General features: G+C 42.1%; 13 protein-coding genes. 10 read left to right on the forward strand and 3 right to left on the reverse strand.

Annotation, left to right across the window (positions count from 1 at the left end):
- Nucleotides 1–25 precede the first annotated feature (25 nt).
- From D8852_RS00375 to rfbB, 5 genes are all read left to right on the forward strand, one after another.
- Nucleotides 26–433: a serine O-acetyltransferase gene (locus tag D8852_RS00375; RefSeq protein WP_125424856.1), complete on the forward strand. Its 408-nt coding sequence runs from the start codon at nucleotides 26–28 to the stop codon at nucleotides 431–433.
- 117 nt (nucleotides 434–550) lie between these two features.
- Nucleotides 551–655 carry a hypothetical protein gene (locus tag D8852_RS00380; protein WP_185755556.1) on the forward strand — a complete coding sequence of 35 codons (105 nt, stop codon included), beginning with the start codon at nucleotides 551–553 and terminating at the stop codon, nucleotides 653–655.
- 242 nt (nucleotides 656–897) lie between these two features.
- Entirely contained in the window at nucleotides 898–1,767 is an 870-nt protein-coding gene (rfbA, locus tag D8852_RS00385; protein ID WP_125424855.1) for a glucose-1-phosphate thymidylyltransferase RfbA, read from the forward strand.
- Nucleotides 1,768–2,361, forward strand: coding sequence for a dTDP-4-dehydrorhamnose 3,5-epimerase family protein (locus tag D8852_RS00390; protein WP_125424854.1), 594 nt, complete (start codon nucleotides 1,768–1,770; stop codon nucleotides 2,359–2,361). It begins immediately after the preceding gene.
- Between the two features lie 503 nt (nucleotides 2,362–2,864).
- Entirely contained in the window at nucleotides 2,865–3,911 is a 1,047-nt protein-coding gene (gene rfbB, locus D8852_RS00400) for a dTDP-glucose 4,6-dehydratase (RefSeq protein WP_125424852.1), read from the forward strand.
- A 61-nt stretch (nucleotides 3,912–3,972) separates the two neighbouring features.
- On the opposite strand, the gene rfbD is transcribed toward rfbB, so the two are convergent.
- Entirely contained in the window at nucleotides 3,973–4,827 is an 855-nt protein-coding gene (rfbD, locus tag D8852_RS00405; protein WP_000600919.1) for a dTDP-4-dehydrorhamnose reductase, read from the reverse strand.
- A 245-nt stretch (nucleotides 4,828–5,072) separates the two neighbouring features.
- On the opposite strand from rfbD, the gene D8852_RS00410 reads away from it, so the two are divergent.
- The 3 genes from D8852_RS00410 to D8852_RS00420 all read left to right on the forward strand — a co-directional run bounded on the left by D8852_RS00410 (nucleotide 5,073) and on the right by D8852_RS00420 (nucleotide 22,397).
- The gene (locus tag D8852_RS00410; RefSeq protein ID WP_125424851.1) at nucleotides 5,073–7,055 is read left to right on the forward strand and encodes a peptide ABC transporter substrate-binding protein; all 1,983 of its coding nucleotides are present in this window, start codon (nucleotides 5,073–5,075) and stop codon (nucleotides 7,053–7,055) included.
- A gap of 281 nt (nucleotides 7,056–7,336) precedes the next feature.
- Nucleotides 7,337–13,882, forward strand: a complete 6,546-nt coding sequence (locus tag D8852_RS00415) for a SpGH101 family endo-alpha-N-acetylgalactosaminidase (protein WP_125424850.1) — start codon at nucleotides 7,337–7,339, stop codon at nucleotides 13,880–13,882.
- Between the two features lie 172 nt (nucleotides 13,883–14,054).
- Nucleotides 14,055–22,397, forward strand: coding sequence for an SIALI-17 repeat-containing surface protein (locus D8852_RS00420; protein ID WP_125424849.1), 8,343 nt, complete (start codon nucleotides 14,055–14,057; stop codon nucleotides 22,395–22,397).
- 174 nt (nucleotides 22,398–22,571) lie between these two features.
- Here the strand turns inward: D8852_RS00420 and pbp1a are convergent, their stop codons facing one another.
- Both pbp1a and recU read right to left on the reverse strand, forming a co-directional pair.
- Nucleotides 22,572–24,719: a penicillin-binding protein PBP1A gene (pbp1a, locus tag D8852_RS00425; protein WP_125833795.1), complete on the reverse strand. Its 2,148-nt coding sequence runs from the start codon at nucleotides 24,717–24,719 to the stop codon at nucleotides 22,572–22,574.
- Nucleotides 24,716–25,312, reverse strand: coding sequence for a Holliday junction resolvase RecU (gene recU, locus D8852_RS00430; protein WP_125424847.1), 597 nt, complete (start codon nucleotides 25,310–25,312; stop codon nucleotides 24,716–24,718). Before recU ends, pbp1a begins: the two co-directional genes overlap by 4 nt.
- A gap of 66 nt (nucleotides 25,313–25,378) precedes the next feature.
- Between recU and D8852_RS00435 the strand changes: the two genes are divergently transcribed.
- Together D8852_RS00435 and gpsB are read left to right on the forward strand one after the other, a co-directional pair.
- Nucleotides 25,379–25,906: a DUF1273 domain-containing protein gene (locus tag D8852_RS00435; protein ID WP_125424846.1), complete on the forward strand. Its 528-nt coding sequence runs from the start codon at nucleotides 25,379–25,381 to the stop codon at nucleotides 25,904–25,906.
- A gap of 69 nt (nucleotides 25,907–25,975) precedes the next feature.
- Entirely contained in the window at nucleotides 25,976–26,305 is a 330-nt protein-coding gene (gpsB, locus tag D8852_RS00440) for a cell division regulator GpsB (protein ID WP_000146526.1), read from the forward strand.
- Nucleotides 26,306–26,323: the final 18 nt, after the last annotated feature.

A 26,323-nucleotide genomic window follows, 5' to 3' on the forward strand; every position in this document is an offset into this window, starting at 1 on the left:
TTGCTAAGCAAAGAAAAGGAAAATCATGAAATTATTTTATTTTATTTACAATTGGAGTAGAAAGTTTAAGGGTGGAGTTTTTCTGCTCAGAGTTCTATATGGTTTTGAGTGCCCACGTAAAGCTAAAATTGGGAAAAACGTTAATTTTGAACATCGTGGGATGGGAACAGTTGTAAGTAGCAATGCTATCATTGGGGATAATGTGACTATACAACATCATGTAACATTAGGGATTAAAAACGATGATGATAGAATTATCATTGGGGAGAACTGTTTTATAGGAGCCTATGCATTTATCTTGGGAAATGTAAAAATTGGAGCAAACTCTAAAATTGGAGCAGGTACGATGGTTTTACATGATGTCCCGGCAGGAAGTACAGTAGTTAATCCTGTGGAACTAAAATTCCTCGCTTCAAAAGAAGACGTTCAGTAAGAGAGAAATGAATAGAATATTGAAAACAATGTTATAGGAAAGTCATGGCAACACTTGATAATAGTGAAAATTTTATTCACTTTTTAACACATTAGAGTTAATGTTTACTTCACAAATTTGATTGAATCACTTAATAAAGAGATTAAGAGACAAGCAAAAAAGATTGTCTTCCCGAATGGAGAAGCCTTAGATTATTGTCTGGTTCCGATGAATACAAAGTAAAACATAAAAATTGCAATAACAAAGAATTCGAATTTTGTTCAGGTGCTTTATAAAGCCTATTTGAGTAATTAAATAGCAACTTGATACTGTGATTACATAAAATTATTGATAAGCCTAATTTTTATTTAATCGTATGGATCATTTATAAAAAATGTATAAAATTGAATATAAATGTGAGGTGTGATTTTGGTCTATAAACATGGTAAAATAAAAGCGCAAACAACAAAGAAAGGTACCCTATTATGAAAGGTATTATTCTCGCAGGCGGTTCGGGGACACGTTTGTATCCTTTGACTCGAGCTGCATCTAAACAACTTATGCCGGTTTATGACAAACCCATGATTTACTATCCACTTTCAACCTTGATGTTGGCTGGGATTAGAGATATTTTGATTATCTCAACTCCTCAAGATCTACCCCGTTTTAAGGATTTGCTCTTGGATGGTTCCGAATTTGGGATCAAGCTTTCCTATGCGGAACAGCCTAGTCCAGATGGACTTGCTCAGGCCTTTCTTATCGGTGAAGAATTTATAGGTGATGATAGTGTTGCCTTGATTTTGGGCGACAATATCTATCATGGACCTGGATTGAGCAAAATGCTCCAAAAGGCAGCCAATAAAGAGAAAGGTGCGACTGTTTTTGGCTACCAAGTGAAGGATCCAGAGCGTTTTGGCGTGGTCGAGTTTGATACAGACATGAATGCCATTTCCATAGAAGAAAAACCAGAACGTCCTCGCTCCAACTATGCCGTGACAGGTCTGTATTTCTATGATAATGATGTTGTAGAAATTGCTAAAGGCATTAAACCAAGTGCACGTGGCGAGTTAGAAATTACAGATATCAACAAGGCTTATTTAGATCGTGGTGACCTTTCTGTTGAGCTGATGGGGCGAGGATTTGCTTGGTTGGATACGGGAACCCATGAAAGCCTGCTAGAAGCTTCTCAGTATATCGAAACAGTTCAACGGATGCAGAATGTTCAAGTTGCAAACTTGGAAGAAATTGCCTATCGCATGGGCTATATCAGTCGTGAAGATGTGCTAGAGTTGGCGCAACCTCTGAAGAAGAATGAATACGGACAATATTTGCTCCGTTTGATTGGAGAAGTCTAGATGACAGATAATTTTTTTGGAAAAACACTTGCGGTACGCAAGATTGATGCTATACCAGGACTGCTAGAGTTTGACATTCCCGTTCATGGTGACAATCGTGGTTGGTTTAAGGAAAATTTTCAGAAGGAAAAGATGGTACCACTTGGCTTTCCTGAAAGCTTCTTTGCTGAAGGGAAACTGCAAAATAACGTCAGCTTTTCTCGCAAAAATGTTCTTCGAGGCCTCCATGCTGAACCTTGGGACAAGTATATCTCTGTTGCAGATAATGGGAAGGTTCTAGGAACATGGGTTGATTTGCGTGAGGGTGAAACTTTTGGGAATGTTTACCAGACAGAGATTGATGCTAGTAAGGGAATTTTTGTCCCTCGTGGCGTCGCCAATGGTTTCCAAGTCCTCTCGGATACAGTTTCCTATAGCTATCTGGTCAATGACTACTGGGCTCTTGAACTCAAACCCAAATATGCCTTTGTCAACTATGTTGATCCAGCCTTGGGAATTGAGTGGGAAAACCTAGCGGAAGCTGAGGTTTCAGAGGCAGACAAACACCATCCTCTACTTAAGGATGTCAAACCGCTCAAAAAAGAAGACTTGTAAGAGAGAATTTATAGATGAAGGAAAAAGAATATACCGAATCTTATGAGTGGAAAACTATAATGCTAGAATTTTTGTTATCCATACTTTTACTATCTTTGGTTTCTACAATTACAACTTTGACAAAAGAAGAAAATATTTTTCAATGGACAGAGTGTCTATCTATAGGCGTTTCTGCTTTCTTAATAGTTTTTNTTGGACTACACGAGAATAGAAAAGTTTTTCAAAATACTGTCAAGGAATATGAAGAAATTAATCTTCTTAAAAAAATATCTTTAGTATTACTAATTCCAATTATTATATATATATTATACGTTATTCCATTATCAAATTCTATTCTATTTGGCCAACTGAATGATTGCATCTTCGATTTTGCTTTTAATTTTATTAGATACTTTTGTTTTAGCGGCATTGTATCATATGAATTATATATGTGTGGTTTACTTTTTTATAATGAAATTACCGAATTCTTATCTGTGCAAAATATTAAGAAATGAGGAAACAATGTGACTGAATACAAAAAAATTATCGTGACAGGTGGAGCTGGTTTTATCGGTTCTAACTTTGTCCACTATGTTTACAATAACTTTTCAGATGTCCATGTGACAGTGCTGGACAAGCTGACTTATGCGGGTAATCGTGCCAATATTGAAGAGATTTTAGGCGATCGTGTTGAGTTAGTTGTTGGAGATATTGCTGATGCTGAGTTGGTGGACAAGCTGGCATCTGAATCTGATGCTATCGTTCACTATGCGGCAGAAAGCCACAATGATAATTCGCTCAATGATCCGAGTCCATTTATCCACACCAACTTCATCGGAACTTACACACTTTTAGAAGCGGCTCGTAAATATGACATTCGTTTCCACCATGTATCGACTGACGAAGTCTATGGTGACCTGCCTCTGCGTGAAGATTTGCCAGGTCATGGGGAAGGTCCAGGTGAGAAATTTACCGCTGAAACCAAGTACAATCCAAGCTCGCCTTACTCATCAACCAAGGCAGCTTCAGACTTGATTGTCAAAGCTTGGGTACGCTCATTTGGCGTTAAAGCGACTATTTCTAACTGTTCAAACAACTACGGACCTTACCAGCATATTGAAAAATTTATCCCACGTCAGATTACTAATATCCTGAGTGGCATTAAGCCAAAACTCTATGGTGAAGGCAAGAACGTCCGTGACTGGATTCATACTAATGACCATTCATCAGGCGTTTGGACGATTCTGACCAAGGGTCAAATCGGTGAAACTTACTTGATCGGTGCGGACGGTGAGAAGAATAACAAGGAAGTGTTAGAGCTCATTCTCAAGGAGATGGGGCAACCTGCTGACGCTTATGACCATGTGACCGATCGAGTTGGTCACGACCTTCGTTATGCCATCGATGCTAGCAAGCTCCGTGATGAACTAGGATGGAAGCCAGAGTTTACCAACTTTGAAGCAGGTCTCAAAGAGACCATCAAGTGGTACACAGATAACCAAGACTGGTGGAAATCTGAAAAAGAAGCAGTAGAGGCTAACTATGCTAAAACGCAACAAGTGATTAAATAATCAGATACTAAAAAAGCAAGAGAACTCGAGGTCTCTTGCTTTTTATGTATGTAGTAAGCTTTTATTTTCTTACTTCTTGTTTATAAAACTCTTTAAGGGCATCTTGCCAGGTTGGGATGACGAAACCTGTCGCCTTGGCTTTGGATAGGCTCATGGTTGAGTTGAGGGGGCGTTTAGCTTTAGCAGGGAACTTGCTAGAGTCTACTGGCACTACTTCAACATCACTGTCCTTAAGAATCTCGACAGCAAAGTCATACCAAGTGGTGTCCTCGGCTGCGTCATTTGATAAGTGGTAGTAGCCATACTCTTTTTGATTTTCAGTCAAGTAGGTCATGAATTCGGCCAGTGTACGTGTCCAAGTTGGGCGACCGTGTTGGTCGTTGACAACGGTGAGAGTTTTATGTGTTTTGGCTAGGCTTTGCATGGTAAAGACAAAGTTTTTTCCATAATTTCCAAAAACCCAAGCAGTACGAATGATGTAATGCTGTGACGTAAGGGTTTCAACAAGTTCTTCTCCCATTCGCTTGGTACGTCCGTATTCTGTCTGTGGATCAGGTAGGTCATCGACTTCCCACTCTTGTCCGATAGGTTTCTTTCCATCAAAGACGTAGTCTGTTGAGATGTAGACGAGAGTAGCTCCGTATTTCTCAGAGGCCTTGGCTACATTTTCAGTTCCAGTTACGTTGATGGCAAAATCCAGTTCTTTCCCCTCATCTTCGGCTGCATCAACAGCAGTGTAGGCTGCACAATGATAGACTAGAGTTGGCTTAACCTCAGCAAATACTTTTTCAACCATTTCAGAATTAGTGATATCCATTTCGGCCACATCCACTGCAACATAGTCTACATTTCGTTCATCTAGCAGATAACGTAGTTCTGTGCCGAGTTGACCATTGGCACCTGTAATTAAGATCATATCTTTCTCCTTGATTGTTCTTATATTTAATTATATCAAAAATATAGAAAAATCGGTTTTTAGTGAACCCTTTTTCGGTATAAACTTTGTTAGCGAAGCGCAAGAGAGACGAATAGTTATTACTTTAGAATATCCTTAAAAGTATTTTTCAGAATATACCAAACTAACACAAAAATTCTGAAAATTCTGTTGACATCTTTCTGAAAAGGTTCTATAATAGATAGAAAGTTTTAAAGGAGAAAATGATGAAAAGTTCAAAACTATTTGCTCTTGCAGGTGTAACCTTATTGGCGGCTACTACTTTAGCTGCATGCTCTGGATCAGGTTCGAGCGCTAAAGGAGAGAAGACATTCTCATATATCTATGAAACAGACCCAGATAATCTCAACTACTTAACAACTGGTAAGGCTGCAACTGCTGACATTACTAGTAATGTGATTGATGGATTGCTTGAAAATGACCGCTATGGTAACTTTGTGCCATCTATGGCTGAGGATTGGTCTGTATCCAAGGATGGATTGACTTACACTTATACTATCCGTAAGGATGCAAAATGGTATACTTCTGAAGGTGAAGAATACGCGGCAGTCAAAGCTCAAGACTTTGTAACAGGACTTAAATATGCTGCTGATAAAAAATCTGATGGTCTTTATTTAGTTCAAGAATCGATCAAAGGATTGGACGCCTATGTAAAAGGGGAAATCAAAGATTTCTCACAAGTAGGAATTAAGGCTCTGGATGATCAGACAGTTCAGTACACTTTGAACAAACCAGAAAGCTTCTGGAATTCTAAGACAACGATGGGTGTAATGGCACCAGTTAATGAAGAGTTCTTAAACTCTAAAGGGGATGATTTCGCTAAAGGAACAGATCCAAGTAGCATCCTATACAATGGACCATTCTTGCTCAAATCTATCGTAGCTAAATCTTCTGTTGAGTTTGAAAAAAATCCAAACTACTGGGATAAGGACAATGTTCATCTTGATAAGGTTAAATTATCATTCTGGGATGGTCAAGATACCAACAAACCAGCTGAAGCCTTCAAGGATGGAAGTTTCACTATGGCCCGTCTCTTCCCAACAAGCGCTAGCTACCCAGAGACTGAAAAAGCATTTAAAGATAATATTGTTTACACACAACAAGATTCTACTACTTATTTAGTAGGTACTAATATTGATCGCCAGTCTTATAAGTATACTTCTAAGACAACGGATGAAGAAAAAACATCAACCAAGAAAGCTCTTCTAAACAAAGATTTCCGTCAAGCTCTTGCCTTTGGTTTTGATAGAACCGCCTATGCCTCTCAAGTAAACGGTGCAAGTGGTGCGACTAAACTGCTTCGTAACTTGTTTGTCCCACCTACATTTGTTCAAGCAGATGGCAAAAACTTTGGTGAGTTGGTCAAAGAAAAATTGGTGACTTATGGAGACGAGTGGAAGGATGTAAATTTAGCTGATGCCCAAGATGGACTCTATAACGCAGATAAGGCCAAAGCAGAATTTGCCAAAGCTAAGACAGCTCTTCAAGCAGAAGGTGTGAAATTCCCAATCCACTTGGATATGCCAGTAGACCAAACAAACACGACGAAAGTCCAACGTGTTCAATCCTTCAAACAATCGCTTGAAGCTACTCTAGGGTCAGAGAACGTCGTTGTCGATATCCAACAACTTCAAAAAGATGATGTCTTGAATATCACTTACTTTGCTGAAACTGCAGCTGGAGAAGACTGGGATATCTCAGATAACGTGGGATGGTCTCCAGACTTTGCAGACCCATCTACTTACCTTGATATCATCAAGCCATCTGTCGGAGAAAATACAAAGACTTACCTAGGATTTGACTCTGGAACAAACAACGCTGCGGCTAAGCAGGTTGGTTTGGAAGATTATGAAAAGATGGTTGTGGAAGCTGGGGAAGAAACTACTGACGTTTCAAAACGTTATGAGAAATATGCTGCTGCCCAAGCTTGGTTGACAGATAGTGCATTGATCATCCCAACAACTTCTAAAACTGGTCGTCCAATGTTGTCTAAGATGGTACCATTTACGCTTCCGTTTGCATACTCTGGTAACAAGGGTACGAGCGAAGCCCTCTTGTATAAATACCTTGATGTACAAGATAAACCAGTGACAGCAGAAGAATATCAAAAAGCCCAAGAAAAATGGATGAAAGAAAAAGAAGAGTCAAATAAAAAGGCTCAAGAAGATCTTGTAAAACATGTGAAATAACTGTTGTAAAATATAAGAAAGGATTTAGTATTTCTCTTGAATGCTGAATCCTTTTTTACATTTGTAAAGAAAGATTCTAAATTTGGAGCCTATTTTCTCAGAATAGAGAAAATTTTCGTTAATTTTACTTGTTTCCTATTGCTTTCTCAGCCATTATTTGTTATATTAAAAGCGTAATTATTTTTATTTATCAGGGTTAAGCATTGCACTTTCAGAGGAAGGAGTATTTTTTAAAAAAAGAATGTAAACGCTTACTCAAAAATGAAAGGATTTAGGAGTTCATGGATAAACGATTTTTTGAAAAACGCTGTAAATTTAGTATTCGGAAATTTTCATTAGGTGTTGCTTCTGTTATGATTGGGGCTGCATTCTTTGGGACAAGTACAGTTCTTGCAGATAGCGTGCAGTCTGGCTCCACAGCGAATTTACCAGCGGATCTAGCTGCTGCTCTTGCAACAGCAAAAGAGAATGATGGACGTGATTTTGAAGCGCCAAAGGCGGGAGAAGACCAAGGGTCTCCAGAAGTTACGGATGGACCTAAGACAGAAGAAGAACTATTAGCACTTGAAAAAGAAAAACCAGCTAGTTCAGATAAGTTACCAGAAGGCTTAGAGGGCAAATTAGATAAGGCTGAAGATAAAGGGAAAGAAGTTGACAAGGATCAATTAGCTAAGGATACTGAGAATCTCGTTCCAGAAGATGTAGCTAAAACCAAGAATGGTGAATTAAACTACGGAGCAACTGTCAAAATCAAGACACCATCAGGTGAAGGTAGTGGGATTGTCATTGGCGAAAATCTTGTTTTAACTGTTTCACATAACTTTATAAAAGACGTTCCAGATGGCAATAATCGTAAGGTCGTTGACAATGATAATGGTGATGGAGATATCTATAGCATTTCCTATCCAGGACTACCAGATGTTAAATTTAGTAAAAAAGACATTATTCACTGGGATCGTGAAGGTTTCCTAAAAGGCTACAAGAATGATTTGGCTCTTGTTCGATTGCGAACAGTTCTGGAAAATGCTCCAGCAGAAGTGACTGAAAAACCTGCAGTGAAAAAGGTTGGAGATAAATTGCATGTCTTTGGCTATCCAACTGGAAAATTATCACCAGTGCTCAATACAACTGTTGAATTAGTCGAATCCTACGGTGAGGGCGTAAAAGGGATCGGTTATCAAGGTAGTCATCCAGGTGCTAGTGGTGGTGGTATCTTTGATACAGAAGGAAAACTCGTCGGTGTTCATCAAAATGGTGTAGTTGGAAAACGGAGCGGAGGCATTCTCTTCTCACCAGCTCAACTAAAATGGATCCAGGACCACATGCAGGGAATTTCAAGTGTGAAACCAGCAGACTTGGAAGAGAAAGAAAAACCGGCTGAAGAAAAACCAAAAGAGGATAAACCTGAAGCTGCTAAACCTGAAACCCCTAAGACAGTAACCCCTGAATGGCAAACAGTAGCGAATAAAGAGCAACAAGGAACAGTTACGGTTCGTGAAGAAAAAGGTGTCCGCTACAATCAATTGTCTTCAACTGCACAGAACGACAATGGCGATAAACCAGCCTTGTTTGAAAAACAAGGATTGACAGTTGACGCTAATGGAAATGCGACGGTTGATTTAACCTTCAAAGATGATTCTGAAAAGGGCAAATCACGCTTTGGTGTCTTCTTGAAATTTAAAGATACCAAGAACAATGTTTTTGTTGGTTATGACAAGGAAGGTTGGTTCTGGGAGTATAAATCTCCAACAGCTAGCACTTGGTATAGAGGTAGTCGTGTCGCTGCCCCTGAAACAGGATCAACAAACCGTCTATCTATCACTCTCAAGTCAGATGGTCAGTTAAATGCCAGCAATAACGATGTTAATCTCTTTGACACAGTTACTCTACCAGCTGCGGTCAATGACCATCTTAAAAATGAGAAGAAGATTCTTCTCAAGGCGGGTTCTTATGGCGATGAGCGAACAGTTGTTAGCGTTAAAACTGATAACCAAGAGGGTGTGAAAACAGAGGATACTCCTGCTGAAAAAGAAACAGGAGCTGTGGTTGATGATAGCAAGGTAACTTATGACACTATTCAGTCTAAGGTCCTCAAGGCAGTGATTGACCAAGCCTTCCCACGTATTAAAGAATACAGCTTGAATGGGCATACCTTGCCAGGACAAGTCCAACAATTCAATAAAGTCTTTATCAACAAACACGAAGTCACACCTGAAGTTACCTACAAAAAAATCAATGAGACAACTGCAGAGTACTTGATGAAACTCCGTGATGAGAAAAATCTAATCAATGCAGACATGACGGTTCGTTTGCAGGTTGTGGATAATCAGTTGCACTTTGATGTGACCAAGATTGTCAACCACAATCAAGTCACTCCAGGTCAAAAGATTGACGATGAAAGAAAACTGCTTTCTTCTATTAGTTTCCTTGGCAATGCTTTAGTATCTGTGTCAAGTGACCAAGCTGGTGCTAAGTTTGATGGGGCAACTATGTCAAACAATACCCATGTCAGCGGAGATGATCATATCGATGTAACCAATCCAATGAAAGACTTGGCCAAGGGGTACATGTATGGATTTGTTTCTACAGATAAGCTTGCTGCAGGGGTCTGGAGCAACTCTCAAAACAGTTACGGTGGTGGTTCTTATGACTGGACTCGCTTAACAGCTTACAAAGAAACAGTCGGAAATGCCAACTATGTAGGAATTCATAGTTCTGAATGGCAATGGGAAAAAGCTTATAAGGGCATTGTCTTCCCAGAATACACCAAGGAACTTCCAAGTGCCAAGGTTGTTATCACTGAAGATGCCAACGCAGACAAGAAAGTCGACTGGCAGGATGGAGCCATTGCTTATCGTAGCATTATGAACAACCCTCAAGGTTGGGAAAAAGTCAAGGATATCACAGCTTATCGTATCGCGATGAACTTTGGTTCACAAGCACAAAACCCATTCCTCATGACCCTGGATGGTATCAAGAAGATTAATCTCCATACAGATGGTCTTGGTCAAGGTGTTCTCCTTAAAGGATATGGTAGTGAGGGACATGACTCTGGTCACTTGAACTATGCTGATATTGGTAAACGTATTGGTGGTGTTGAAGACTTCAAGACCTTGATTGCAAAAGCGAAGAAATATGGAGCTCATCTAGGTATCCATGTTAACGCTTCTGAGACTTATCCTGAGTCTAAATACTTCAATGAAAAAATTCTCCGTAAGAATCCAGATGGAAGCTACAGCTACGGATGGAACTGGCTAGACCAAGGTATCAACATTGATGCGGCTTATGACCTAGCTCATGGCCGTTTGGCACGTTGGGAAGATTTGAAGAAAAAACTTGGTGACGGTCTCGACTTTATCTATGTGGACGTTTGGGGCAATGGTCAATCAGGTGATAACGGTGCTTGGGCTACCCACGTTCTTGCCAAAGAAATCAATAAACAAGGCTGGCGCTTTGCAATCGAGTGGGGCCATGGTGGTGAGTACGACTCTACCTTCCATCACTGGGCAGCTGACTTAACCTACGGTGGCTACACCAATAAAGGTATCAACAGTGCCATCACCCGCTTTATCCGTAACCATCAAAAAGATGCTTGGGTAGGGGACTACAGAAGTTACGGTGGTGCAGCAGATTATCCACTTCTAGGTGGCTACAGCATGAAGGACTTTGAAGGATGGCAAGGACGAAGCGACTACAATGGCTATGTAACCAACTTGTTTGCCCATGATGTCATGACTAAGTACTTCCAACACTTCACTGTAAGTAAATGGGAAAATGGTACACCAGTTACCATGACTGACAACGGTAGCACCTATAAATGGACTCCAGAAATGCGAGTGGAATTGGTAGATACTGACAACAATAAAGTGGTTGTAACTCGTAAGTCAAATGATGTTAATAGCCCACAATACCGTGAACGTACAGTAACTCTCAACGGACGTGTCATCCAAGATGGTTCAGCTTACTTGACTCCTTGGAACTGGGATGCGAATGGTAAGAAACTTCCTACTGATAAGGAAAAAATGTACTACTTCAATACGCAGGCTGGTGCAACAACTTGGACCCTTCCGAGCGATTGGGCGAAGAGCAAGGTTTACCTTTACAAGCTAACTGACCAAGGTAAGACAGAAGAGCAGGAACTCACTGTAACAGATGGTAAGATTACCCTAGATCTTCTCGCAAATCAACCATACGTTCTTTACCGTTCGAAACAAAGCAATCCTGAAATGTCATGGAGCGAAGGCATGCACATCTATGACCAAGGATTTAATAGCGGAACCTTGAAGCATTGGAATATTTCGGGCGATGCTTCTAAGGCAGAAATTGTCAAGTCTCAAGGGGCAAACGATATGCTTCGTATTCAAGGAAACAAAGAAAAAGTTAGTCTCACTCAGAAATTAACTGGTTTGAAACCAAATACCAAGTATGCCGTTTATGTAGGTGTCGATAATCGTAGTAATGCCAAGGCGAGCATCACTGTAAACACTGGTGAAAAAGAAGTGACTACTTATACCAATAAGTCTCTCGCTCTCAACTATGTTAAGGCCTACGCTCACAATACACGTCGTGACAATGCGACAGTTGACAATACAAGTTACTTCCAAAACATGTACGCTTTCTTTACAACTGGATCTGACGTATCAAATGTTACTCTTACTTTGAGTCGCGAAGCTGGTGATGAAGCAACTTACTTTGATGAAATTCGTACCTTTGAAAATAATTCAAGCATGTACGGAGAAAACCATGATACAGGTAAAGGCACCTTCAAACAAGACTTTGAAAATGTTGCTCAGGGTATCTTCCCATTCGTAGTGGGCGGTGTCGAAGGTGTTGAAGACAACCGCACTCACTTGTCTGAAAAGCATGATCCATATACACAGCGTGGTTGGAACGGCAAGAAAGTTGATGATGTTATCGATGGAAATTGGTCACTCAAGACCAATGGACTGGTTAGCCGTCGTAACTTGGTTTACCAAACCATCCCACAAAACTTCCGCTTTGAAGCTGGTAAGACCTACCGTGTAACCTTTGAATACGAAGCAGGTTCTGACAATACCTACGCCTTTGTAGTCGGTAAGGGAGAATTCGAGTCAGGTCGTCGTGGTACTCAAGCAAGCAACTTGGAAATGCATGAGTTGCCAAATACGTGGACGGATTCTAAGAAAGCCAAGAAGGCAACCTTCCTCGTGACTGGTGCAGAAACAGGCGATACTTGGGTAGGTATCTACTCAACTGGAAATGCAAGCAATACTCGTGGTGATTCTGGTGGGAATGCTAACTTCCGTGGTTACAATGACTTCATGATGGATAATCTTCAAATCGAAGAAATTACCCTAACAGGTAAGATGTTGACAGAAAATGCTTTGAAGAACTACTTGCCAACTGTAGCTATGACCAACTATACGAAAGAGTCTATGGATGCTTTGAAAGAGGCAGTCTTTAACCTCAGTCAGGCAGATGATGACATTAGCGTGGAAGAAGCGCGTGCAGAGATTGCCAAGATTGAAGCCTTGAAGAATGCTTTGGTGCAGAAGAAAACCGCCTTGGTAGCAGAAGACTTTGAAAGTTTGGATGCGCCAGCTCAACCAGGTGAAGGTCTAGAGAATGCCTTTGATGGCAATGTGTCTAGTCTATGGCATACATCTTGGGATGGAGGAGATGTAGGCAAGCCTGCAACCATGGTCTTGAAAGAGCCGACTGAAATCACAGGACTTCGCTATGTTCCACGTGGTTCAGGTTCAAACGGTAACTTGAGAGATGTGAAACTGGTTGTGACAGATGAGTCTGGCAAGGAGCACACTTTTACTGCAACGGACTGGCCTGATAACAACAAACCAAAAGACATTGACTTTGGTAAGACAATCAAGGCTAAGAAGATTGTCCTTACTGGTACCAAGACTTACGGAGATGGTGGAGATAAATATCAATCTGCAGCGGAACTCATCTTTACTCGTCCACAGGTAGCAGAAACACCGCTTGACTTGTCAGGATATGAAGCAGCTTTAGCTAAGGCTCAGAAATTGACAGACAAAGAAAATCAAGAGGAAGTGGCTGGAGTTCAGGCGAGCATGAAATATGCGACGGATAACCATCTTTTAACGGAAAGAATGGTGAAATACTTTGCAGATTATCTCAATCAACTACAAGACCAAGCAGTTAAGCCAGACGCTCCTACAAGCAGCAAGGGTGAAGAACAACCTCCAGTTCTTGAAGTTCCTGAATTTAAGGGAGGAGTCAATGCGGCAGAAGCAGCTGTACATGAGGTTCCTGAGTTCAAGGGTGGCGTCAATGCGGTTGAAGCGGTTGTTCATGAAGTACCAGAGTTCAAAGGCGGTGTTAATGCGGTTGAAGCGGTTGTTCATGACCTACCTGAGTTCAAGGGTGGAGTCAATACGGCAGAAGCAGCTGTTCATGACCTACCTGAGTTTAAGGGCGGTGTCAATGCGGCAGAAGCGGCTGTTCATGACCTACCTGAGTTCAAGGGTGGAGTCAATGCAGTTGAGGCCTTGGTACACGAATTGCCAGAATACACTGGTGGTGTTAATGGAGTTGAGCCAGCCCTACATGAAAAACCAGAGTACACAGGCCCACTAGGTACAGCAGGTGATGAACCAGCACCAACTGTTGAGAAACCAGAGTATAAGTTGACACCAGCTCCACTAGCTGATACAAAGACATCAGAAATCAAAGATACTCTGAAAAATGAAGAAAGCAAAAAGACACTCCCAGAAACAGGAGAAGACCAGTCTGATACAGCCCTCTTCCTAGCAGGAATCAGCCTAGCATTGTCAGCCGCCCTCTTTGCTATTAACAGTAAAAAAGAATAGATATTTATTTATTCCACAACTACATTGTTTGGATAAGTGACTTGGACTTCTATGGGGGTCAGAGTCGGAAAATGAATCAAACACCTGGAGAGGACCTCTTGGTTCTCTTCTTTTTAAAAGGAGAAATGATAACGCTTACTAGCGTAAGCGGATGAAAGGAAATAGGAGAAATATGGACAAACACTTTTTTGAGAAACGCTGTCATTATAGTATCCGTAAATTTGCAATTGGTGCAGCCTCAGTTATGATTGGTGCTAGTATTTTTGGGGCAAATCTAGCCCATGCTTCAGAGACAGAAGTAAAATCTAGTACAGAGGATACCATAACGCAGGTTAAACCCATGGATAAGTTACCAGATGATTTAGCAGCTGCGCTTGAAAAGGCGGATGCAGAAGCTGCAACAGAAGGAAATCACGAGGAAACTCCAGCGACTGACGAAGGAAGCAATCCTACAGCAAGTGAAGAGGCAAAACCAGAGACAAGTCCTGCAAGTCCCAAGCCAGCAGAAACGCCGAAACCGGTTGAAACACCAAAGGTGGATAATCAACCTGCGGGAACCACTACACCAGCAGTAAAACCAGCTGAAAAGACAATCGAAGATAGAGAAGATGTCAACCATCTCGAGGGAACTACTGCTTCAGCAAACAACCATGAGGCTGGAACAAGCTTTACAGCTGACAAAGCAGTTGATGGTGATGATAGTACTAGATGGGCAACGGACAGAGATGTACCAAAACCAACCTTCGAATTAACTCTTCCAAAAACTACCCTCATCAAACATGTAGAAATTGACTGGGATCGTCGTCTTCGCAATGGGCAAAATGACCCCAATATCAAATCTTGGAGTCTCTATTACGCAGGTCAAGAAGACGTGGGCGCTAATGGAGAAAAACAATGGAAACTAGCTCATACCAAGACTGGAGATCCTGTTTTAGATGAAAAAGTTGATTTAGCCAACAGCATCAAAGCTAAGTACCTCAAATTGGAGGTCAATGATTACCAAGCTGGTACAATGGGCTGGAGAAACGTTGGAATCCAAGAAATTCGAGCTTATTCAAATATTCCGGACCATAGTAAAGTAACGGATATCCGCCAAGTTGATCAGTTGGATGTGGCTGAAGATGGCAAGTCTCTTGTCCTACCAAGTTTGCCGGGTCAGGTTAGTCTGATTGGCAGTAACAAGCAGGGTGTGATTGACCTTCAAAATCGCATCTACCAACCTCTGACAGATCAACGTGTCAAGGTCATGGTACAACAAATCAAAGACAGCCATACTTTTACTAAAGAATTTGAAGTTGTTATCAAGGGGCTACATCAAGATGAGGGTGTGGGTGTGAAACCAAAAGTTGCACCAGCGGTCCAACAATGGTATGGGAAAGAAGGTCAATCTTCTATCACTTCAGATACAGTCCTTGCAACAGGAGATTCTGGCTTTGATCAGGCTGCAACCTTCTATCAGTCAGACCTTGCCAGCCGTGGATTGGAACTAGCAACAGGTAACAAGCAAGCTCAAAAACGAATCGAATTTAAAAAAGTTGAAAACAAGGGTTACGGTAAGGAAGGCTACGGCATCACTATCCAAAATGATGTGATTACCATCGAAGCTGCCACAAACACAGGAGCCTTCTACGCAACTCGTACTCTTCTTCAAATGGGAGAAACAGACCTACAAAATGGCGAAATTCGTGATTTCCCAAGTTTCAGCCACCGTGGCTTTATGTTGGATACAGGTCGTAAATTTATCCCTTATGACACCCTTGTAGACATCATGCTAAACATGGCCTACTACAAGATGAACGACTTGCAGTTGCACCTCAACGATAACTATATCTTCCTCAAGGAACACTTGGCAGGAAAGAATCTTTCTAAAGAGGAAGAACTCAAGTATGTCCTTGAACATGCCAAGACTGGTTTCCGTGTGGAGACAGACATTGTCGGTAAGAATGGCCAAAAACTAACATCAGATGAGCATTATACCAAGGAAGAAATGCAAAATCTGATTAAACTTGCCAAGGCCTTGCATATCAACCTAGTACCAGAAATTGACACACCAGGTCATGCACTATCATTTGTCAAAGTTCGCCCAGACCTCATGTATCAAGGCAGTTTGAGCGATTATGCAGGCAAGCACAATGTTGAGCGCGTGGCCATGCTCGACTTGGATAACAAGTACGAAGAAACTCTTAAATTTGTCAAATCCGTTTATGACAAACTCCTCGATGGCCCAGATGCACCGCTTCATGGCGTGTCCACTGTTCATATCGGAACGGATGAATACTATGGCAGCAGAGAAAGCTATCGTCGCTATGTCAATGACCTTATCAAATACATTAAAGGAAAAGGCTATACCCCTCGTATCTGGGGTTCTCTCAGTGCGAAACGTGGGAGCACTCCTGTTGATTGGAACGGAGTAGAGGTTGATATCTGGAGTATCGGATGGCAACGACCAAATGAAGCCATTGCTCAGGGAGCTAAAATTATCAACATCACGGATGTACCGACCTATAGTGTGCCAAGTGGAAGCAATAGTCAAGCAGCCTACGGGGACTATGCTAACTACGAACGTCAGTACAATAGCTGGACACCGAATGATTTTAGAACAGGTGGAGGTCCACTTCTACCAGCTTCTCATCCAAGTATCCTTGGTGGTGGTCACGCAGTTTGGAATGATAATATCGACCTTCATGAGACAGGACTTACTTCTTACGATATCTTTAAACGTTTCTTCAAGAGCATGCAAACCACTGCAGAACGCACCTGGGGATCTGACCGTGCGGCTACGACCTTTGCAGAACGTACCCTACCAACTAGTCCTTATGCGCCACAGTCTAACCCTGAAAAAGCAATTGCTTCAGAAGAACTATTCAACATCACTCCAGACAAGGTGAAAGAATATGCAACGAAGAAAGTAACCGCAACAGAAAATGGATTGGCTTTTGAGAAAGACAGCAGTATCGAAGGCTTAGCAGGTGATGTTGGTCCAAGTCACGTCTTGAAGTTTGATGTAACTGTCACTGGAGACGGAGAACAAACCTTCTCAACAAGTGGGGACAACTGTATCTATCTAGCTGATAAAGATGGCTACCTTGCTTATCAATTTGAACAGTTCCATATTCAATTCAATAAAAAACTTGAAAAGAACAAACGTTATCAAATCTCCATCGTAACCAAACCACAGTCAACCGAAGTCTATGTAGATGGTGAAAAGATTGAGCGTATCGCAAATCCAGCTCACCCTCGCTTTGCCCACAATAGCTTGGTACTACCGCTTGAAAGCATCGGTGGTTTCAAAGGAATCTTGCATAGTGCAGAGTTGTCGGATAAACCATTTGTAAATCCTCGTTTGATTGCAAATGACAAATTCACTGCTACTGCAAGTAGCCAAGAATTGCCAGGAACAGCGACTGAAGGAGCTGTTGAAAAGGCATTTGACAATGATCCAAATACATTCTGGCATTCTAAATGGACTGGTGACCGTGCGCCATACACTCTTACTATGACCTTGAAAGAAGCAGAAAAAGTCAATGGCTTGACTTATCTCCCACGCCCAGGTGGCGGAAATGGTGTCGTGACGCGCTACGAAATCTACGCACAAAAAGATGGTCAAATGGTCAAGGTTTCAGAAGGAAGCTGGGACAACAACGCCCAAGAAAAAACAGTCAACTTTGCGGCGGTAGATACCAACAAGATTGAGTTGAAAGTATTGGAAGGCGTTGGTGGTTTTGCAAGTGCAGCTGAAGTTCATCTATTGAAACCTGTCAAAGAAGAGCAAGAAACGCCTGCACCAAGTCAACCAGAAAAACCAACTACACCTGAAAAGCCAAAAGTAGAGCAAACCGGTGATGGAACAGTTGAATTGGCAGATCAATTCACTGCAAGTAAACCAGCTAGCGAAGACAGCATTGCGGCTGCCAGCAAGAGCGCAGACTATCTCAAGAAAGAGTACAAGGTCTTCCCAACGCCACAAAAAGTGACTTATGGAGAAGGAGTCACAGCCCTTCGTAAGCAAGTCAATCTGGTCATGGGCGATCAACTCGATATCTATACTCGTAATCGCTTGAAGAGTGTCTTGCAGGACAATCAAGTATCTTATACAACTGGTAAGGCAGCAATCGCTGGCGCAACCAATATCTATCTTGGGGTGCATGGACAAGGCTCACAAGCAGAGCAAAACTTGTCCAATGTTTCAGCAGGTCTCTTTGACAAGATTGACGCCTATGTCTTGAGCATCAAGGATAACTCGATTTCTATCGTCGGAAAAGACACGGATGCAGTCTTCTATGGTTTGACAACCTTGAAACACATGCTCAAGGAAAGCCAAGTGCCAGTCCTTCGCAATGTGACAGTAGAAGATTACGCAAAGCTCAAGAACCGTGGCTTTATCGAAGGTTACTATGGAAATCCATGGTCGAATGCCGATCGTGCAGAGCTCATGCGTTACGGTGGCGATTTGAAATTGAACCAATACTTCTTTGCACCAAAAGATGATCCATACCACAACAAGAAATGGCGTGAACTCTATCCAGAAGAAAAACTAGCTGAAATCCGTGAACTTGCTCGTGTCGGAAATCAAAGTAAAACTCGCTATGTCTGGACTATCCATCCATTCATGAACAACCGCATCCGTTTTGGCAATGAAGCACATTACCAAGAAGACTTGGCAACCATCAAGGCTAAATTTACCCAGTTGATGAAAGTGGGTGTCCGCGAATTTGGTATCCTTGCAGATGATGCTCCAAGCCCAGTCGGAGGCTACAATAGCTATAACCGCTTGATGCAAGATATGACCAACTGGTTGACTGAAATGCAGGGAACCTACAGCGGTCTTCGCAAAGAAATGATCTTTGTTCCTGGCCAGTATTGGGGTAATGGACGTGAGGATGAGTTGAAATCCCTCAATGAAAATCTCCCAAGTTCAACATCCATGACCTTGACGGGTGGTAAGATTTGGGGTGAAGTCTCTGAAAGCTTCCTTTCAACTCTCAAGAACAATCTATCCGCAGGTGGCAAGACCTATCGCCCAGTTTCACTTTGGATTAACTGGCCTGTAACAGATAACTCTAAACAACACTTGATTCTAGGTGGTGGTGAGAAATTCCTTCATCCAAATGTGGATCCAAGCTTGCTATCTGGTATCATGTTGAACCCAATGCAACAGTCTGAACCATCTAAGATTGCCCTCTTTTCAGGAGCTCAATACTCATGGAAACAGTGGAAATCAGAGGAAGAAGCTAAGAAAATCAATGACATTGCCTTCAACTTTGTAGAAAATGGTCATTTTGAAGATAGCAAGGTATCGGCAGCCTTCCGCGAACTTGGTAAGCACATGATCAACCAAAACATGGATAATCGTGTCGTCAAACTAGAAGAATCTGTAGACTTGGCTCCAAAATTAACAGACTTCATGACCAAGCTTAAAGCAGGTCAGGATGTGACTGCTGAACGTATAGCCTTGCGTGCAGAATTTGCCAAAATTAAAGAAGCAGCTGAACTCTATAAAGCATCAGGCGATAAAAAAATGGTTGCCCAAATCCACTATTGGTTGGATAATGCAATCGACCAAATGAATGCCCTTGATGCCTTCCTTACAGGAACTGAAGCCATGGCTACAAACGATGCAGCCAAACTTTGGGATAGCTACTATAAAGGTTTGAAATTGTACGAACAGTCTCAAACTCACACCTTCCATTATGTAGACCATATGGAAAAGGCTGAATTGGGTGTTCAACATATTCGTCCATTTATCCTATCCTTGAAAGAAGTTCTGGCGTCTGAGGTTCAAAAAGTCTTGCATCCAGATCAAATCATCAGTACCTTTATTACCAATCGAACAGGTGTAGAAGGTGGCTTGGCAGAAGTAACGGACGGCGATTTGGCAACTCATGCGATTATTAAATCACCAAATAGCATCAAGACAGGTGATTATATCGGTATGAAGTTCAACAAACCAGTAGCAATTCAAACCTTGACCTTTGCTATGGGAACGCAGGCAAATCCAAATGATACCTTCAGTAAGGCAGAAGTACAGTATCAAGATGAAAATGACAACTGGGTAACCTTGAAAGAGCCAAGCTATGTCGGAAATGAATCCCTTCTTAAGTTTGAAAATCTCAATATCAAGGCCAAGTCAGTTCGCATGATTGCGACAGCAGATCGCGAGAACATTTGGTTTGCAGTTCAGGAAATTGCAGTCAACCGTCCAGTTGAAAAAGCTCGTAGCCAACAAGCAACGACAGTTAGTCTAAGCTCAAACTTAGTTTACAAACTAAATACCTCAGCTCGTCAAATCACTGATGGCAAGGACAATACAGAAGCCATGATGGCAAACGCTGACGGTAGCAATACCACTCCAGTAGATGCCTGGGCACAACTTGACCTCGGTGAAGTCAAGTCAGTCACTAAAGTACGACTTCGCCAAGGAACGGGTGATAAACTTGCCGCAGGTGTACTTGAGTACTCTACAGATGGAACTACTTGGCAGGAACTCGATCGCTTGGCAGGTGAGCAAACCAAGGAAGTGACCAGAGCGATCAATGCTCGCTACATCCGAGTACGCAATACCAAGGCACTCGACCTCTGGTGGCGTATCCAAGACTTCTCTGTTGAGACACGTTCTGGAAATAGTGAGTTAACGGACACCAACGTAGACGCCTTGAAGGAAACACCAGTAGTGGATAGCTTGGGCAGTTACGAGCTTCAAATTCCAGCTGGAACCAAACTCCCTGCTCATAGCTATCTAGGTATGAAGCTTGACCGTATCCATCAGATCAAGAGCATCCAGCTTCAAGGCCAAGCCAACCCTGCTCTTAGCCTAGAGTATTCTGCAAATGCGCAAGAATGGACGCCAGCCAACCAGTTGACAGACAAATCTGTCGCAACCCACTTGGTACGTTATGTTCGTCTGGTCAACAAAACGGATCAGGAACAAGCTGTCACAGCCACTTCTCTCCTTGTGACAACCAAAGAAGTGCAACCAACCAAACTAGAATCTACAACTATGGGCATTCATCCAACATACGGCAGCAATGATGTTCGTAAACTGAACAACCTAGATCAACTATTTGACGGTGTTTACAACAACTTCGTTGAGTTTTCAGACTATGCCCATAAAGATGGTCATGTGACCTTGAAACTTGGTAGCGAACGCACTATCAAGAAGATTAGAGCCTACATCCAAGACGGAACTCAAAACTACCTTCGTGATGGCAAGATCCAAGTCAGCCAAGATGGTAAAACTTGGACAGATGTCGTTACAGTAGGAGATGGTGTGGCCAATAGCACACACGATGATTCTCTGACAGATGGTTGGACACATGATTCTAAGATGCCAGGAAATCGCTACATCGAGGGTGAATTGACTACACCAGTCAAAGCCAACTATCTCCGTGTCCTCTATACGGCAGACTATGATGCTCGTTTTGTAGGATTTACAGAATTGGTCATTAATGACGGTGAATTTGTCAAACCAATCAATGATCCGACAGTAGAAGGAAACAGTGGAGAAAGCCAAGGCAATCTCTACAACAACCTTGTAGACGGCAAAGTCTTGACCAGCTACAAGTCTGAAAAAGACAAGGGCGAATTGGTGTATCACTTATCTGAGCCAACCAATGCCAACCACCTTCGTCTCGTTTCCAGTCTTCCTGAAGGAGCGAAAGCACGTGTTCTTGCTAGAACACTCAAGGATGGTCAAGACAGTTGGACAGACCTCGGTGCCATTACATCTAGTCTCCAAACCTTTGCTATCCGAAATGGTGGCTCTCTTCTAGACGTCAAATTAGTCTGGGAAGGTGGCAAGGCTGAGTTTTATGAATTGGCGAGCTTCTATCAAGAATTAACGGAAGAAGCTGTTCAATCAAGTAAGGGTGAAGAAGAACCACCAGTTTTGAGCAAACCGGACTTTACAGGTGGTGTGAATGCGGCTGAGGCAGCAGTGCATGAAGTACCAGAGTACACAGGCCCACTTAGTACAGCAGGAGATCAGCCAGCACCGATAGTTGAGAAACTAGAGTTTACAGGTGGTGTGAACGCGGTAGAAGCAGCAGTACATGAAGTACCAGAGTACACAGGTCCACTTGGTACAGCAGGAGATCAACCAGCACCGACGGTCGAGAAACTGGACTTTACAGGTGGTGTGAACGCGGTAGAAGCAGCAGTACATGAAGTACCAGAGTACACAGGTCCACTTGGTACAGCAGGAGACCAACCAGCACCGACAGTTGAGAAACTAGAGTTTACAGGTGGTGTGAACGCGGTAGAAGCAGCAGTACATGAAGTACCAGAGTACACAGGTCCACTTGGTACAGCAGGAGACCAACCAGCACCGACAGTTGAAAAACCAGAGTACAAATTGAACTTAAGTCCACTCGCTGATACTAAGACTCCAGAAGTTAACCAGGATGATCAGAAGGAGCTTCCGGCAACAGGTGAAAGCAAATCTGACACAGCTCTCTTCCTTGCAGGCGTTAGCCTAGCTCTATCCGCTATCTTTATCGCGAAAGGGAAAAAGGAATAGCATCTGATTACCTTTGCTTTTGACAAATTTTAGCATCAAGAGAAAGTGAAAAAGACAGCTCCATAACCTCTATAATAGTTAGAGAAACTATTAAAAGAGTTATGGTGCTGTTGGGATAAACTATTGAGCTATAAAGAATAAAAATCCTGAGAAGTAAAATTCTCAGGATTTTGCTTATTGTTGCGGTTGACTTGGTTGGTTTTGCTCAGCAGGTGCAGTTCCTGATTGTTGAGGAATCGTCTGCGTTTGACTTGTGCTTGGAGAAGTTGCGCTTGACTGAGAAGTCGAGCTCTCAGATGTTGAGCTAGAACTTTCAGATGTCGAACTTTGTTGTGTAGATGATGAAGGGGTCCACGTATTGCGTGCTCCATTCTTGAAGACAAATTCCCCGCTTCTGTAAAGACCTTCAGGCATGGTCCAATCTCCTGGATGATCATCAGTTGAGAGATAGGTCATCATCGAACGGTAGACCTTAGCCGCAACATAGAAACCGTCACCAACGATAGGAGTGAGGCGATTAGAATAACCAGTCCAGACAGCCATTGAATATTTACGTGTATAGCCGACAAACATTTCATCTGGGGCTACATAGCCAGAGTTTTTGATGTATTTTTCAATCTCGTCATCTGTATAGTTTGATGTACCAGTCTTACCAGCTTGTGGTAACCATGATAGGTAGGCACCACGACCAGTTCCGTAGGTTAGGACCGTTTTCATCATTTCTGTCATCATGTAGGCAGTAGTTTCTTTCATTGCCCGAGTACCAGGGTCAGAGAATTCTTTTGAGCTACCGTCACTAAAGACGACCTTGTTAACATACATCGGTTTACGGTAGATACCACCGTTTGCAAAAGCAGCATAAGCAGCAGCCATTTTCTCGCTACTTGCTCCATACTTTTTGTTAGATTCGGTTGTGTTACTTGAAATCGCGTTGGCATAGTGCATATCTGGGTAGTCAATACCGAGTCCATTTAGGAAGGTTTTAGCACGATCTAGTCCAACCTTATTCAAAGTTTCAACGGCTGGGACGTTTCGTGACTGTTGAAGAGCATACTGCAACGTGATGTTTCCAAAGTAACTCTTATCCCAGTTGTAGACAGGTGTGTTGGTGCCAGGATAGTTATATGGTACGTCGTGAACAACCGAAGCGGTTGAGTCGTAGATATCGTACTCCAAGGCTGGCGCGTAATCTGTGATGGGTTTCATAGTTGAACCCCAGTCACGGTTGGTTTCGACAGCTTGGTTCATACCGAAGGAAACATTGCTTGATTGGTGACGGGCACCTAATTGAGCGATGACTTTCCCGTTTGTGACATCTACGATAGTTGAAGCCACTTGCAATTCATCATCTGGGTAATTAACATATTCGTCGGTATTGTAGATATCCCAGAGACGTTGTTGGACTTTAGGATCGACATTGGTATAAACTTCCATTCCCGTTGTCAAAAGGTTGTAGCCCGTTTCTTGTTCGACTTGGTCAATTACTTCTTTGAGGTAATTGTCCATATACGGAGGATAGCTATTAGCAGATTTTAGACTTTGAAGTCCGTCTGTAATCGGAGTGTTAATAGCTTTTTCGTATTGTTCGGCAGTAATGTAACCTTGTCCCTTCATCTCGGAGAGAACCAGATCTCGGCGTTCTTGTGCCGCTTCTGGATGAGAGTAGGGGTCATACTGATTTGGAGCTTGGGGCATTCCAGCTAGGAGAGCCAATTGTGGCAAACTTAAATCTTTGAGGTCTTTACCATAGTAGTTTTGGGCTGCCGTTTGCATCCCGTAATTTCCGTTGGACATATAGACCTTGTTGATGTAGTAAGTTAGGATCTCTTGTTTGGTCGCTTTTTGTTCTAGCTGAACGGCTAGCCAAGCTTCCTGTGCCTTACGTGAAAGTGTTTGATCAGATGTTGACGTTGAAAAATAGGTTAGTTTAATCAACTGTTGTGTCAAGGTAGAACCACCTTGAAGACCACCCCCACCACGGAGGTTTCGTAAGGAAGCGCCTAGGATACGAATCGTATCTACTCCTCGGTGACTGAAGAAACGATGATCTTCAATAGAGACAATTGCATTGACCAGCTCCGTAGGGATTTCATTAGCCTGTGCATTGACACGGCGCTCTGACCCAAGATCAGCGATAAGTTCATCATTGCTGTCATAAATCTTACTAGAAGTCGTTGCGACTAGCTTGCTTTCGGATAGGGCTGGAGCCTTGCTTACATAGTAGAGAAAAAGGCCTCCACCTAGCATAATAGCTGCGATAAATACAGTCAAGAGGCAGATACTGACATACTTAGCTATCCGCAGGAAAGTTTGTTTGTTCATCTTGTTTTACCACCTAGTAAATGTTCTTTGATAACGTCGAGATAGGGAATTTGAGGAAAGGCACCAGGCTCAATCCTATATCCATTTTCTCGAATATATCCAAGTGGCATTGACTTTTGTCCCATATCTTGATGATAGAAACGAATCAAATCAATGGCCGGCAATAAGTAGGTTTCTTGCTGAGAAGAAAAGTGAAGGAGGACAAAGCAGATTCCTTGCTGGGCAAGAACTTGTTCCATATGCTGGATCTGATGGAGATGAAAATTCTTCATCGGAATCGCATGTTTTTGCCTGGTTTCCTTTGCTTCAAAGTCGATGTAGTATCCATCATAAACCCCTGAATAGTCAGTAGTTGAGGCTTGTCTAAAGTAGGCTTCAACAATCTTGGCCCGACTTCGTTGGGGATAGTCGACACGTACGATTTGGATGGGAGTCGGTTTCTTGTGAATAACAGCTAACCCATGCGACAAGTAGTAGTCGTTCGTAGCATTGATCATCTTTTCAAAAGACATTCCCCGATTTGCGAAATTTTTAGTTTGTGACGGGGGGGCTTGTCTCTTCTGTGATGAAAGTTTATGTGGATAGTTGACCATAATTCTCCTTATTGGTACAATAACATCACTCTATTATATCATAAATTTACAAAGAAAGGGTTAAAAATGACAACAGCCTTGATTTTAGGCTATTCAGCCTTCGACCTTGGTCTCTTTAATGACAAGGATATTCGCGTTGATATTATCAAAACAGCCATTCGGAGAGACCTAGAATGTCTAGCAGAAGAAGGGGTGACCTGGCTTATCTTTACAGGGACCTTGGGCTTTGAGTACTGGGTGCTTCAAGTGGCACAGGATATGAAAGCAGACTATGGATTTCAGCTGGCGACCATTTTCGATTTTGAAACCCATGGTAGTAACTGGAATGAAGCCAATCAAATCAAACTCAGTGAGTTTAAGCAGGTTGACTTTGTCAAATATGCCTATCCACAATATGAGCACAAGGGGCAACTACGTGATTATCAGAAATTTCTGCTGGAAAATACGGATGGATGCTATCTCTTTTATGACGAAGAAAATGAAACCAAGTTACAGTATTTTTACCAGATGATGAAAAATCAAGAAGGCTATGTTACAAAAAGATTAACATTTGAGGATCTGAACGAAATAGTGGAAAATTTTTCCGAAAAGTGAGGCTTTGACCTTGATTTTTGTTTGTCTTTTTTTATATAATAAGAATAGCAATCAAGAATGGAGAGAGAAATGGCAAGTATTATTTTTTCAGCAAAAGATATTTTTGAACAAGAGTTTGGACGTGAAGTTCGCGGATATAGTAAGGCAGAGGTAGACGAGTTCCTAGATGATGTGATCAAGGATTATGAGACTTACGCAGCTTTGGTCAAATCTCTTCGTCAGGAGATTGCTGATTTGAAGGAGGAATTGTCTAACAAGCCACAGGCAAGTTCTACTCAACAAAGTTCTATCGAAGTAACAAGTTCTACTCCAATGACAAATTTTGATATTTTGAAACGATTGAATCGACTTGAAAAAGAAGTATTCGGTAAGCAAATCGTAGACAATTCTGAGTTGTAATTAGGTGTCTATTAGATG

The organism is Streptococcus mitis, assembly GCF_003942695.1.
GTDB lineage: Bacteria > Bacillota > Bacilli > Lactobacillales > Streptococcaceae > Streptococcus > Streptococcus mitis_BD.